At 62.4% G+C, this 12,964-nt stretch carries 14 protein-coding genes; 8 read left to right on the forward strand and 6 right to left on the reverse strand.

The annotated features are described in order from the left end of the window. The first annotated feature begins 4 nt into the window (after nucleotides 1-4). The 3 genes from BH93_RS27330 to BH93_RS27340 all read left to right on the forward strand — a co-directional run bounded on the left by BH93_RS27330 (nucleotide 5) and on the right by BH93_RS27340 (nucleotide 2,990). On the forward strand, nucleotides 5-1,135 hold the full coding sequence (locus tag BH93_RS27330; RefSeq protein WP_037174556.1) for a tyrosine-type recombinase/integrase: 1,131 nt from the start codon (nucleotides 5-7) through the stop codon (nucleotides 1,133-1,135). Further along, nucleotides 1,132-1,479 carry a helix-turn-helix domain-containing protein gene (locus BH93_RS27335; RefSeq protein ID WP_037174557.1) on the forward strand — a complete coding sequence of 116 codons (348 nt, stop codon included), beginning with the start codon at nucleotides 1,132-1,134 and terminating at the stop codon, nucleotides 1,477-1,479. The genes BH93_RS27330 and BH93_RS27335 overlap by 4 nt, the downstream gene beginning before the upstream one ends. A gap of 335 nt (nucleotides 1,480-1,814) precedes the next feature. Beyond that, nucleotides 1,815-2,990: a hypothetical protein gene (locus BH93_RS27340; protein WP_155290985.1), complete on the forward strand. Its 1,176-nt coding sequence runs from the start codon at nucleotides 1,815-1,817 to the stop codon at nucleotides 2,988-2,990. Nucleotides 2,991-3,362: 372 nt separating this feature from the next. Here the strand turns inward: BH93_RS27340 and BH93_RS27345 are convergent, their stop codons facing one another. After that, nucleotides 3,363-3,725 (reverse strand): ArsR/SmtB family transcription factor, encoded by a 363-nt coding sequence (locus BH93_RS27345; RefSeq protein WP_347402329.1) that lies wholly within the window; start codon nucleotides 3,723-3,725, stop codon nucleotides 3,363-3,365. A 56-nt stretch (nucleotides 3,726-3,781) separates the two neighbouring features. Between BH93_RS27345 and BH93_RS27350 the strand changes: the two genes are divergently transcribed. Then, nucleotides 3,782-5,245: an MFS transporter gene (locus tag BH93_RS27350; protein ID WP_155290986.1), complete on the forward strand. Its 1,464-nt coding sequence runs from the start codon at nucleotides 3,782-3,784 to the stop codon at nucleotides 5,243-5,245. 189 nt (nucleotides 5,246-5,434) lie between these two features. After that, a complete protein-coding gene (locus BH93_RS27355; protein ID WP_037174559.1) occupies nucleotides 5,435-6,082 on the forward strand; it encodes a LysE family translocator in 648 nt (215 codons plus the stop codon). 384 nt (nucleotides 6,083-6,466) lie between these two features. Here the strand turns inward: BH93_RS27355 and BH93_RS27360 are convergent, their stop codons facing one another. The 3 genes from BH93_RS27360 to BH93_RS27370 form a co-directional block, all read right to left on the reverse strand. Beyond that, nucleotides 6,467-6,862 (reverse strand): cupin domain-containing protein, encoded by a 396-nt coding sequence (locus BH93_RS27360; protein WP_052065219.1) that lies wholly within the window; start codon nucleotides 6,860-6,862, stop codon nucleotides 6,467-6,469. A 117-nt stretch (nucleotides 6,863-6,979) separates the two neighbouring features. Then, a complete protein-coding gene (locus tag BH93_RS27365; RefSeq protein WP_037174561.1) occupies nucleotides 6,980-7,465 on the reverse strand; it encodes a YbaK/EbsC family protein in 486 nt (161 codons plus the stop codon). 13 nt (nucleotides 7,466-7,478) lie between these two features. Continuing rightward, nucleotides 7,479-8,000 (reverse strand): helix-turn-helix domain-containing protein, encoded by a 522-nt coding sequence (locus BH93_RS27370; RefSeq protein WP_037174563.1) that lies wholly within the window; start codon nucleotides 7,998-8,000, stop codon nucleotides 7,479-7,481. A 272-nt stretch (nucleotides 8,001-8,272) separates the two neighbouring features. Here BH93_RS27370 and BH93_RS27375 point away from each other — a divergent pair, with 272 nt between their 5' ends. Continuing rightward, entirely contained in the window at nucleotides 8,273-9,187 is a 915-nt protein-coding gene (locus BH93_RS27375) for a hypothetical protein (protein WP_037174564.1), read from the forward strand. A 16-nt stretch (nucleotides 9,188-9,203) separates the two neighbouring features. Further along, complete coding sequence (locus tag BH93_RS27380) at nucleotides 9,204-9,488, forward strand: hypothetical protein (protein WP_037174565.1); 285 nt, start codon at nucleotides 9,204-9,206, stop codon at nucleotides 9,486-9,488. 426 nt (nucleotides 9,489-9,914) lie between these two features. Here the strand turns inward: BH93_RS27380 and BH93_RS27385 are convergent, their stop codons facing one another. Next, nucleotides 9,915-10,361, reverse strand: a complete 447-nt coding sequence (locus tag BH93_RS27385; protein WP_052065193.1) for a winged helix-turn-helix transcriptional regulator — start codon at nucleotides 10,359-10,361, stop codon at nucleotides 9,915-9,917. Between the two features lie 78 nt (nucleotides 10,362-10,439). On the opposite strand from BH93_RS27385, the gene BH93_RS27390 reads away from it, so the two are divergent. Continuing rightward, the gene (locus BH93_RS27390; RefSeq protein ID WP_037174566.1) at nucleotides 10,440-11,636 is read left to right on the forward strand and encodes an MFS transporter; all 1,197 of its coding nucleotides are present in this window, start codon (nucleotides 10,440-10,442) and stop codon (nucleotides 11,634-11,636) included. Between the two features lie 57 nt (nucleotides 11,637-11,693). Here the strand turns inward: BH93_RS27390 and srmL are convergent, their stop codons facing one another. Beyond that, nucleotides 11,694-12,815, reverse strand: a complete 1,122-nt coding sequence (gene srmL, locus BH93_RS27395; RefSeq protein WP_037174567.1) for a PheS-related mystery ligase SrmL — start codon at nucleotides 12,813-12,815, stop codon at nucleotides 11,694-11,696. Nucleotides 12,816-12,964: the final 149 nt, after the last annotated feature.

Below are 12,964 nucleotides of genomic sequence, written 5' to 3' on the forward strand. Positions count from 1 at the left end.
TCGCGTGGACGAACGATGGAACGTCCCCGGCGGTGCACCCGAGTTGTTCCTGGCAGGAACCTCGCCGCTGCTGCGGCCCGACGAGCAGGTCTTCGCTGCCATGGTGGCCGGATGGCGCGACCAACAGCTCAGCCGCAATCTCGCGACGGAAACCATCAAGATTCGACTCGAACTCGTGCACCGCTTTCAACGCTTCACCAACGAATACCCTTGGCATTGGCGGCCATTGGACGTCGATGAGTTCTTCGCAGACCTCCGCGGTGAGGGCCGCGCAAGGTCCACATTGCGCTCCTACCAGAACGCGCTCCGACTGTTCTGCGACTACGCCGCAGATCCGCGCTATCAATGGACTGCAGTGTGCGAGAACCTGTTCGATACCCATCCAGCGCAAGCCTGCTTCGAATGGAACACCGCCACCCACTCCGGCGACTACGAGGGCCGGCCAGCGCGGCGTGCACTGACCAAAACCGAGCTGCAGGACCTCTTCGACTACGCCGACGACCAGGTCCAGATCGCTCGTCACAGCGGTCACAAGGGCTGGCTATCCGCGATGCGTGATGCGACCGCGATGAAGACTGCCTACGCCTGGGGACTTCGACGACAAGAACTCGCAATGCTCGACACAACCGACTTCGGCACCAACCCACACGCGGCCGAATTCGGTGGCCACGGAGTCCTCTACGTGCGCTGGGGCAAAGCCAACAAGGGAGGCACACCGAAGCGCCGCAGCGTCCTCACTGTCTTCCCGTGGTCAGTGCGGGTGATGACGCAGTGGATCGAGCACTGCCACGACCTGAACACCCGCACACCTCGCAGCACCGCGCTGTGGCCCAGCGAACGATCCCCGCGGGTGTCGAAAGAGAAATTGGGCGCACGCTTCGCCGGATACCGCCGTGCTCTCGGTCTACCCGACGAGCTGACCCTGCACTGCCTGAGACATTCGTACGTCACCCACCTGATCGAAGACGGGTACGACCCACTCTTCGTCCAACAGCAGGTCGGGCACTCCCACGCATCGACCACCGCCCTCTACACCTCGGTCTCCTCCGACTTCCGCACCCGCACACTGCGTACCGTCCTCGACAACAGCATCGAGCGAGCACTCGCACTGCCCGATCCCGGAGCCGCCACATGACCCGCAGGCGCCGACTCGACTTCCACTGGAAGCTCCGCCAACAGATGGCCGCCCACGACATGTGGAAGACCACCCAACTTGCACCGCTGCTGCGTGAGCGCGGAATCGACCTCTCCGCGGCACAGATCTACCGGCTCGTCACCGACAAACCGGAACGCCTGTCGATGAAAGTGCTTGTCGCGCTGTGCGATATCTTCGATTGCACACCCAACGACCTGATCACACCCGAAGTCATCAGCACCCGCGGAGCCAAGGCAGCCGGCGACACGTCTACGCGGAACGTAACCAGCCTGAACCCCGATCTTCGACCCGAACGGGCCCGCATCACGGATCCCGATTCGTGAGCACCCGCAAACCCCGTCGGCGCAGCCAAACACCGGATCCCGACAAGCATCACGCCTGTGCACGGTGCAAGGATCACTACCCCACTGCCGCGCACTGGCCCGACGGCCCGGTCTGCACCTACTGCTACCAGGCTGCCAAACGTTCCGAGGGCACATGCACGGCGTGCGGGAACATCGGAATGGTCCCCGGTCTGGACGGGGACCACATGCCCTTGTGTCTGCGCTGCAGCGGATTACCGCTGGATTTGACGTGCAACCGGTGCGGCACCGAGACGTGGCTCGCGAAAGCTAACACCTGCTGGCGATGCCTGCTCGACGACATTGTCCGCGGCCTCTTGTCTGGCCCGGATGGGGTTGTCCGCGAGTCGTTGGAACCGCTGGCAACCGCCATCGTCGCGATGCCCAGGGCGAACAGTGGCGTCACCTGGATTCGTGCGAACCCCAAGGTCCGGGAACTGCTGGGCGCACTGGGAGACGGGTCAGTGGATCCGACACACGACGCCCTCGACGCGCTACCCCGCACACGCACCGTGGAGTATCTCCGAGCATTGATGGTCGAACACTCCGTCCTGCCCGCGCGGGACCGACTGCTCGCCACCTACGAACAATGGCTTCACGGCAAACTCACAACTACCGTCGACGACGACTCAAGGAAGATCATCGAACGGTTCGGCCGGTGGCACCATCTCCGGAAATTACGCGAACACGCTGCGACAGGTCCAGTGGATACCGGACCATTCCTGCGCGCGAAACAATCGACGACTGTGGCGATTTCGTTCCTCAACTGGCTGAACGAGCGTGGGACTACGCTGGCCGACTGCAGTCAGCATGACGTCGACGCCTGGTACGCATCCGGCCCCTCCACCCGCCAGCACGCGGAACGATTCCTCTACTGGGCACGCTCGAACAAGCTCACACCCCAGCTATCGATTCCCCGCCACACAACGGGCAAATACGAGCTGGTCGGTGAAGACGAGCGCCTGCACATCATCCGCGCCTTGTTGTTGCACGACGACCTCCCCGCCGTCCACCGCATCGCAGGATGCCTACTTACCCTCTACGGCCAATCGATCGCACGCATCGTGGCCCTGACCATGGACGACGTCCGAGCCACAATCAGTGCTGTCAGCGTCAAGCTGGCCGATACCTGGGTCGACCTACCGGAACCCATCTCGCACCTCCTACGCGATCATCTGACGAACAGACCCAACACCAGTACCGCCAGCAACGCGGCCTCGAGGTGGTTGTTCCCCGGCGCGATGCCCGGCGAGCATCTCAACAGGCAGACCGTCATCGAAGCACTCCGCCACGCCGGCATCCCCACCCGCGCCGTTCGCAACAGCACTTGGCAGCAACTCGTCCGCCAAGCACCACCACGAGTGCTCGCCGATGCACTCGGAATCAGCGCCATAACCGCGATGCAGCACGCAGAGCGCTCCGGTGCCGACTGGACCCGGTACGCGCCGGTCAGACAAAGCTCTTGTCGAGGTCAGACGGCGTCTCGCCACTGAGGCCTGCTGGTGGTGGCCTTTCTCGAACTCGTACAGAGTGTCCTGGCGTGCTGCTCAGTCGAGTGGGGAAACTCAGACGAGGTTGCCTTCGGGGTCCGCCACCACGACTTGCAGCCGCACACAGCGTCGTGCGGCTCCTGCACGACGGGCACTCCCTTCGAGACCCAGCTGCTGAAAATCCCGTCGATCCGCTCCGAGGGTCCGGAGACCATCAGTCCGACCTCGCTCGTGCGAGGGGTACTCGGAACTGCATGCTCCCCATAACCCGTCCACAACGCGAACAGATCGCCGAGGGCAACCTCGAAGGCAACGTAGCGGCGGCTGGTGCGACACCTACCAATGCTCGTGCCAACGAGCCCGATACGCACGGCTCTACCGTGCATAAGCATTGGTCACAGCCGTCATAACGTGAGGAAACCGGGAGTCGAGGTCAGCGAGTCGCAGGGTGGTCCATTTCCTGCGACCCTCTTCGCGCTGATGAATGACACCAGACTCCCGCAAAACCCGGAAATGGTGAGTCAGTGTCGAGGGCGCGACATCGACATCGAATGTCCCACACGGCCTCTCCACATCGGCGAGCAAAGTCAACACGATCTCCATCCGCGTGGGATCAGCCAACGCGTGCAGCACCTCGAGCAGGTCGAGCTCGTCGACCGCAGGGTGATGCAGGGGTGCCCGTTGACTACTTCGCACCATGAAACCCCTTTCCAGAATCCCCGACCGTTCGACATTCATCGTACGTCGTTGTACCGTCTTCGATAGTTCGATATACGACGAACATAGGAGTGTTCATGGCTACGCCCACCCCCCGTGCATTCGACTCCCGCGTCACCGCGCCACGTTCAAACGAACAAATGCTGCGGTGGTCCATGCTGCCCGTCGTCCTGGTCGCGATGTTCATGGCGCAGTTCGACCTGTATGTCGTCAATGTTGCACTGCCAGTGCTGCAACGAGACCTCGACGCCTCCGAAGCGGCCCTGGAATTGTTCGTCGGCGGATACGCCTTCACCTACGCCGCCGGGTTGATCACCGGCGGCCGCCTCGGCGACCACTTCGGGCACCGCCGGGTCTTCCTCACCGGAATGGTGCTGTTCGGCCTCGCCTCTCTGTTGTGCGGTATCGCGCAAACATCGACCCAACTCGTCGCATACCGCCTGATCCAGGGTGCCACCGCAGCGGTCCTCGTGCCGCAGGTCCTTGCCCTGATCACCCGCAGCTTTCCACCGGCGCAACGACCGAAGGCATTGTCCTGGTTCGGGGTCACCATGGGCGTCGGCGCTGTGGCCGGCCAGGTACTAGGCGGTGTGCTGTTGAACTCCGACGTCCTGGGACTGGGGTGGCGGGTCATCTTCCTGATCAACGTCCCCATCGCACTGGTCACCGTCGCCGTCGGGCTGCGCACCCTGCCCCGGCACGAACGCACCGCCCCAGCATCATTCGACCTCCCCGGCGCCCTCGGCATCACCACAGCCCTCGCACTGATCCTCATCCCGCTTGTCCTAGGCCGCAGCCAACACTGGGTGCCATGGATCTGGGTGTGCATCGCGCTATCCGTACCGGCTCTCGTCACCACCCTGATGCGGGAACGCCGCCTCGAGCAGCGCGACGGACGCCCCATCATTCCCCTCGAGCTGTTCACCGAGAAAGCGTTCAACGTCGGCCTCGGTGCATCCATTGCACTGTTCGCCGCGTTCTTCAGTGTGGTCTTCACCCTCACCCTGGTGCTGCAGAACGGGCTGGGACTCACGCCATTGCTCGCCGGGTTGACCTTTGCCCCACTCGGTGTCACATTCGCAGCCGCCTCCATCCTGGCCCGAAAATCGATCACTACATACGGGCCCATCGTGATCTGTGTTGGCGCAGGAGTCGTCGTCGCCGGACTCCTCGCCCTCATCGCCGTCCTCTACGGAGCCGGCAGCGACCTGTCCGCGCCGATGTTGATCGGCCCCATGATCCTGATCGGTCTCGGCAACGGCATCTCCGTACCCGCACTCATCGGCACCGTGCTCGCCAAAATCACCCCACAACACGCCGGTGCCGCCGCCGGAGTGCTCACCACCGCACAACAGTTCTCCAGCGCTATCGGCATAGCCGGCATCGGTACCGTGTTCTTCTCCGTCCTTGGCAAGAGCGCCGACATCGACCACTACGCCGCTGCCCTCGCCGCCGCCGCGATCTGCAGCACCACACTCGCCGCGCTCGCCGCGCTACTGACTGCCGAGCTGGTCCGAATCCACCGCAACCCCGCACCCTGACCGTTAGGCCCGTCGAACCGCTCGCCTACCGAACACCACAACGACAGGAGATGACGCGGACACCTCCGACGTCAGGGGCGGCGATACAGTCGCACGTGCCCCCACCCTCTAATTAATCCGCAACGCCACAACCTGTAGCACTTACCGGGAACGACTATTCGGACGCACTCTGAAACGGGGGACAGATCGTTGATCACACTGGCTGCCGCCACCGGCATCGCCCTGGTCGAGCTGGGATTGGCACTCACGCCCGGGCCCAACATGTTCTATCTCGTCTCCCGCAGCATCAGCCAAGGATGGCGCGCCGGGATGATGTCCCTGGCCGGCACCGCAGCCGGCTTCGTCGTGTACCTCGTGATGGCAAACGTGGGCCTGGCTGCAGTCTTCTTCGTGGTCCCGTGGCTGTTCATCGCCCTCAAGGTCGTCGGTGCCGCCTACCTGCTGTGGCTCGCCTACACGACGCTGCGCCCAGGGGGCAGGTCACTCTTCGAGACAACCACGTTGCCTCGCGACTCCTTCGGTAAACTCTTCCGGATGGGGCTCGTCACCAACCTCCTCAACCCGAAGGTCGCGATCCTCTATCTCGCACTCATCCCCCAGTTCATCAACCCTGGAGCCGGTCACGTTGTGTCCCAAGGATTTCAACTCGGCGCAATCCAGATCGCAGTGGGCGTGACCGTCAACGGTGCGATCATCCTCGCCGCAGGCTCAGTCGCAGCGTTCCTGAGCCGCAAGCCGACATGGATACGCTGGCAGAAATGGATCACCGGCACCGCACTGGGTGCGATCGGCGTGAAACTCGCCTTTGACGCCCCAGCTCCCGCCATTACGAATTAGGCCGGACGGCACCGCCAACATGACGCAACGTTTCCGCGGTGGTGCGGTCGTCGTCCGGCTCGTTTTCGGCAATGACGCATGTTCACGTTCACGCCGTATCCCATGTTGGGTCGGCTCTCCTCGACGTCATCGACAAGTGCGCCTCGGAGGAGATTGACGCCAATCGGTCACCGTCAGATACGTCGCACTATCAGTAACAGTGACGAGTAAATCTGTTGCATCACGGCGGTTTACGTACATATGGACGCGACCTCTCAATGACCTGTGCGCCCGTAGGCGGTCAGCGAGGCGCGATTAGGTGGCCGTCATTCAGTCTATGCAAGGATTAGTTTGCATCCGATTTCGGAGCCTCCGAGGCTGACGCTCGAAGGCGAAATCGTCGGGCTACGAGAGTTTCCGCGTCTGTGAGGTCAGTTCTCCCCCCGCGTCGCCGGTGTTGAGAGTTCCCTGCCGCTCGAACAGAATTGCGTGCACTTCACCGTCTGCCTTCGGGCAATGTTCAACACCTTTCGGGACTACGAACACGTCGTTGGGTGCGAGGAGCACGTCACGGTCGCGGAGTTGGATCGTTAGATCCCCCTGAACCACGAAGAAGAGCTCGTCCGTGTCGGGGTGTGTATGCCAGACGAATTCGCCCTGCAGTTTGACCACCTTGACGTCGTAATCGTTGAGGGTGGTCAGTAGGTGCGGCTGCCAGTGTCCGGAGATCGTGGACAGCGCCCTCTCCACATTGCGGACGCCAGCGTCCGCGGTCTTCGGATGGGGTTTGTGGTCGTTCATCGCGTTCTCCCTCTCGGCCGTGTGGTTGCTCGGGGTGGTGTCGGTGCGGTAGTCGACGGCGAAATTTGTCGGCTGGTTTGCAGGCACCGGTTGCCTGTGCGGTGCCGTCTCGGTGCGTCAGTCGGCCGCCACGACGACGCGCGTGCCGTTCGTCAGTGTGATCAGGTCGGTCAAGCTGAGTGGCATGACGGTGTGCGGGGTACCTGCCGCGGCCCAGATTGTCGAGTGTTGTTGCAATGCTTCGTCGATGACGGTTCTGATCGGTTCGGGGTGGCCTGTCGGCGCGACACCTCCGATCGCCTGACCGGTCACCGAGCGAACGTCCTGCGCCGACGCGAGTCGCACGTCGTCGACACCGAGCGCCGCGCCGAGTAGCACCGGATCGACGCGGTGTCGGCCGCTGGTCATCACCAGGACAGGTTCGTCATCGGCGAAGAACAAGAGACTGCTCGCGATGGCTCCTACCTCGCAGCCCAGCGCTTCGGCGGCTTCGGCGGCCGTCCTCGTCGACGCCGGCAATTCGCTGATCGGTGCTGCGATTCCGGCTGTCGCCAGGTGCTGTTGGACTATTCGACTGCGCTCGGGCAGCACACTGTCGGTCATGGGTTCGTTCCTTTCACTCGGTCTGCCGTGGAAGCGGGTAGTGCATCAGGATCAGGACAGTGGCGACCCCGCCCGCGGACCGGAAGAGGTGGGGTTCATCGCCTCGATAGCGGTGACTTTCACCCGCCCTGATCTCCTTCTGCTTGCTACCGACCACTACCCGCCCATCGATGACGGTGACTGTCTCCTCGACGCCGCTGGCATGGGGGTTCGAGTGCTGGACGGTTTCGCTGATCGATGCCCGATAGACCTCGACCATGTGCGTGGCGGCCTCGAAGCGGTCTATCAAGACGGCGTCGACCGAATCGCCGTGAACACTGGAATCACCGTCGGCACGGTCGGGCAGAACTGCGCCCAGTGGTGCGTCCAGTGCACGGGTGAGTGCGAAAAGGGTGTCCAGCCGTGCCCCGCGGCGGTTGTTCTCGAGCTCGGAGATCGTGCCCTTGCCGATTCCGCTCCGGCGAGCCAATTCCGACAGCGAGCAGCCTCGGTCGACTCGCAAGGCGCGTAGGCGTTCTCCAACGTCGTCGTCCATGGTGTCCTATCGTTCTGTTTACAGAACGAATCTAACGTGATTTCATGGCGTGTCAAGAGGAAGTCTCCTCGCCACCCGCTGGCCCACCCGTTTGAGATGTTCAAAAATACTGCGTACGAACAGTTCTGGTGGAAGGAGCTCGGTTCGACTGGGCTGTTGACGCGGCGTACCGACTTCGCCAGCAGGACATGCCTTCACCATGTGGTGGCATGAGGTAGCCGCCCGGTTCGGGAGTTTCCCGGGGCACACAACAGGGAGGGACGGCCTGTCAAATGAGTATCAAGACGTCTTTGCGCGACCGCCCCCTCGTACTGATCCTGGCGGCTGTGGTCATGCAGGCCATCGTGCAGGGCTTCATGACCGAGGACATCAGTCCTGCTGGCAGCTTGGCCTTTTCCGCTATGGCGTTCGCCACCGCTGCGGCAGTGTTCGGCTGCATCGGCACAATGCGTCGAAGCGACGCCGCTCCGGCGACGCGGGCGACGCGAGTTTCGATGATCTGGATGAACATTGCCACCGCGGCTACGTTTCTCAGCTTCTACGTGTCGATCAGTCTCATTCCCGCGTCGACGACGAGCTCGATCGAATCGGCCTTGGGACCGGTGGCACTGATGGTGATTGCATGGGTTGTGTCACGACGTCGCGAATGGCGCGGGACGACAGAATTGCTTCTGATTGCGGTGATGATGGGCCTCGGTCTACTTCTTGCCTTCCGGACCTGGCAGGATTCGGGCCCGAATGCTGGTTCCGCTCAGACGGTAGCGGGACTGCTCCTGGCCATTGTGGCCGCTATCGGCATGGCGGCGGTCGTCTTATTGTCGAAGACAATGGGGAACCGCGGAATCGGTGCGACCTGGGTGACCGCCAACCGATTCCATCTTACCTACGTTCTCGCGGCCTTGGTCTGGATGGTCAGCGGCGCGCACCCCCCTGATGCAGGGGAGCTGACCCGACTGTTCTTGTTCGGCATTGTCGCCGTAGTCATCCCGCTGTTCCTGCTGCAGGTCGGAATTCAACGCGCGGCGCCGTTGCCGGCGATCGCCATCATCGCACTGCTGCCAGGTGTGACGTGGCTGGCTCAGCTGGCAGCGGGTCATCCGATAGACATGGTGTCGTTGGCATTGATCCTTGGCGTGGTCCTCGTCTCCGTCACGTTCACCTTGCGAACGGCACCGACTGCGACCTAGCCAAGACCGGACCTGTATGAAGATACGAATCCAAGGCTGGACGCGTCTTACCCATACTGCGTCGCACCGCACCCCGACGGATCACGCCGCGCAAGTTCTCAACACCTGGAGCGCCGGCGGCAAACTGGTACAGGCCGCCCTCATGGTCATCTGGGGAGTCCTTGCCACACTCACCAACCCGCTCACCGCGATCATTTGGTCGGGAGTGTTTCTGCTCGCCACCCCACTCCTGCTCCCCCAACGACAGCACATGCTCGACACCAAAACCACCGCGGTGCAACTTCCACAAGACGAGCGGTGAACCCCACACCTGAACTGCAGAAATATACTTCCCGATATCCGATTGTGTCACAACGGCTTTAGTTACTGATGGAAGCTCACCGCGTGCGCATCGGAACGAGATTGAGGCCAATTGGTCAACGTCAGATACGTCCCGTTACCGGTAAAGCGGAAGAGTAAATCCTTTGCCTCACAGCTATTTACGCACATATAGACACGACCCTCTATGACCTGTGCGCACGATCGAGGTCGGCAAGTGTAAGAACTGAGCGAACAAATACGCCGGCGGCGCTGCGTGAGCGGTCCGCCGAGGTAACTACGGTCGTGTGTGCGATCGACCGCAGGAGCAACGAGGGACGACGCAAAGGCGCGGTACCGCTCCACCAACGGGGGACTAACTGCCGCGATCGCCGAAGGTTCGGCCTTGCACCGCAGATGTTCGGACCACTTACCGGACAGCTGAACTCTCGTTGCCTGGGGCGGTTTGATGCTGACGCGTGTCGTATGAATCTCGGGCTAGGGCGACCTCGTCCATGTTGATGTCAGCCCATTCTTTGAGTTGCATGAAGACCCCCACCAACGAACGCCCCAGCGGGGTCAATTCGTAGTCAACCGTCAGCGGCACAGTGGGCGTGACGGTACGGGTCACCAGACCGTCGCGTTCCAGATTGCGCAACGTCTGCGTCAGCATCTTCTGACTGACCCCGGCAATGCGCCGGGCTAGGGCCGAGTGTCGCTGCGCCCCACCTGTCAGGGCGCACAACACCAGAGTCACCCATTTGTCGGCGAGCCGCGACAGCAGCTGTCGGCTGGTGCACGTAACCAGAAATGAATCGTGTTCCGCGCCTGCACGCACGCCATCAGCGTCTTTGTGTATCTGCGGTGTCGCTGTCATCGCTCTCCTCGACAGGCAAAATAGGGCACCTTAGGGTACCTACTTACGAAAAGTTCCTTTGTCGTTCAGAGTAGGCCCATGTCGACTCCTCAGCCCCGATGGCCCTGGGCCGCCGTGCTCGCACTCGCCATCAGCGTTTTCGCAGTGACCGCGACTGAGATGATGCCCATCGGCCTACTTCCCGAGATGGCCTCGGATCTACACGCTTCAGAAGCGGCGATCGGTCTGAGCGTCACAATTTACGGCGTACTGGCCGGACTGCTTGCGCCGCTTTGGATACCGCTCACGCGACGCGTTGACCGTCGGACCCTCGTCGCCGGGATCGTTGGAGTGTTTGCCCTCGGAAACTACGCAACGTCGCTGACAACTACCTATACCCAGCTCCTCCTGGTGCGTCTGACTGTTGGGGTATTCCACGGTTTGATGTGGGCGATCATCGCCGGTGTGGCAATCCGGATGGTGCCACCGGCGTCGACCGCCAGGGCTACCGCAATCACGTTTTCTGGAATTTCCCTAGCGCTAGTGCTCGGTGTACCGGTTGGCAGCTTCATCGGCGAACACCTGGGCTGGCGAGCCGCGTTCGTCATCCTCGCGGCGATCGCCGCGACGGCCGGGGTCGCGGTCCTGGTCGCTGTACCGCGTGTGCCGTCGCAAACGGAGATGCGAGCAAGAGACGTACCGGCACTCATTGCTCAAGGCGGGCTCAGGAGAATCTTGGTCGTGACAGCACTGGTTGTGGTGGCCAATTACAGCGCGTACACCTATATCTCACCGTTTCTCACCGAGACCGTCGGTGTCAACCGTAGTGATCTTGGAACATATCTATTGACCTACGGCGTTGCCGGCGTCGTCGGCAACGCCGTCGCGGGCAGTGTTCTGACTCGCGCCACTACAGCACGAAGTCGAACTCGACTTTTGCTCGTCAGTACGAGCCTCATGGCTGTTGCATTAGCAGCGACCCTGCTGCCCATCGGGCAGACACCGACGCTCGGACTCCTCGCGCTGTGGGGATTGACCTACTCGGCGCTACCTGTGGTGTTGCAGACCATCATTTTCACCGTTGCGCCGTCAGCAAAAGACGCCGCCACCTCGCTGTATGTCCTGGTCTTCAACGTCTCGATCGCGGCCGGAGCAGGGCTAGGCGCTATAGCGATTGCAACGTCCACCCCTGCGGCCCCGATCGCGTGCGCCGTCGCCCTCAGCGCCTGCGGATGCGTTGCAATCACTATTTCTCGAACCCCACGGGCAGCCTCCGAACAGATGGTGAGCCCCTGACCTGGCCGAATCAACACGTCCCACGCGACACGCTGCAGGCGTGAAGTCATGACGGTCTCAGATCAGTTCCAGCACCGGCCCTTCATGAATGGCCCGATATATAACGTTGCGTATCACGTTGGCCTCGTCCGATGTCAGTGTGCGGCCGATGGGACGCAGCACGATCCGTACCAAGAGGTTGACCTGACCTTCCTGTGTGCCGAGGCGAGCGCGCGCGGCCTCGGGCAATTCCGCATGTGTAGTGCGGCCAAGCACGTCGAGGGACTCGACCACGTCGGCACCGCTGCCGAGAGCGATCCGGATGCGGTCGCCGAGCGTCTCCTCATCTTCTTCTTCTTCTGCCAGGACCACCGAGATATCACGCCGGGAAGCGGGCAGCAACGAGACATGCTGCCACGGGTCCAGGTTCAACATTTGCCCGGCGATACGCGGGTCTCGGGCCCGCAAGTAGCGAATATCGGGGATGCCTTTGCGTAGCATCAGGGCCCGCTCCAGCCCCATGCCAAGAGCAAGACCGGACCACTGCTCCGGGTCGAGCCCCGAGCCGCGCAGCACCTCGGGATGGATCCGTCCGCACTCGGCAAGCTCGAGCCATTCGCCCTCGTGAAGGACGTCGATCTGCCGGCCACCCACCGTGTACGGGTGTGAGACATCGGTCGTTGTCCACTCGGCGCCGGGGAGGACTGCCTCGACCAAGCGGCCAATCATGGTGAGCATGTCCTCGTCACCGGTGTCCGGGGTGCTGCGGATGCGCCACAGATCGACCTGGTGCGGCTCACCCACATGGCTGCGGTCGACGGCGTCACGCCGATAGACCAGACCCGGGGCCACGATCAGCTCATCGATCTCGCTTCGCCCCGCGTAATCCTGCAGGGCAGTGGGGAGTTCGGCGCTGGTGTGGCTGCGGAGCATCACGGTGGGGCTGATGTAGCGGGTATACCGACGGGCACGGGTGACATCGCCAGGGTCGTAGCCCAGGCGGTCGTAGTTTTCTCGGACGGGCACGATCGGAGAATTCCGCACGTACCGGATGGAAGCGCTCCCATCAGGTTCCAGAGCATCCACGACGGACGTGAGGAGGGCCTGGATGGCGTGCCCGCCCTGAGCGGGATCAGTGAGGTCGCGCAGGTTCAGCGCGTCGCAGAGCTGGTCAGAAGTCAGATAATCAGCGTGTGCCATGTGGAGGTCTCCGAACGGGTTGCAGGCCAGTGAAGGAAAGAACTTCCCCCGGCGGTGCCTGCGGAGACCTACGCGCTAGCGCGCGTCGATGACCCCGCGGCCATAACCCGGCCGGGGGCTCCGAAATCGCTGCCGTCTAAGCATGGGAC

This window comes from Rhodococcoides fascians A25f (assembly GCF_000760935.2).
Lineage (GTDB): Bacteria > Actinomycetota > Actinomycetes > Mycobacteriales > Mycobacteriaceae > Rhodococcoides.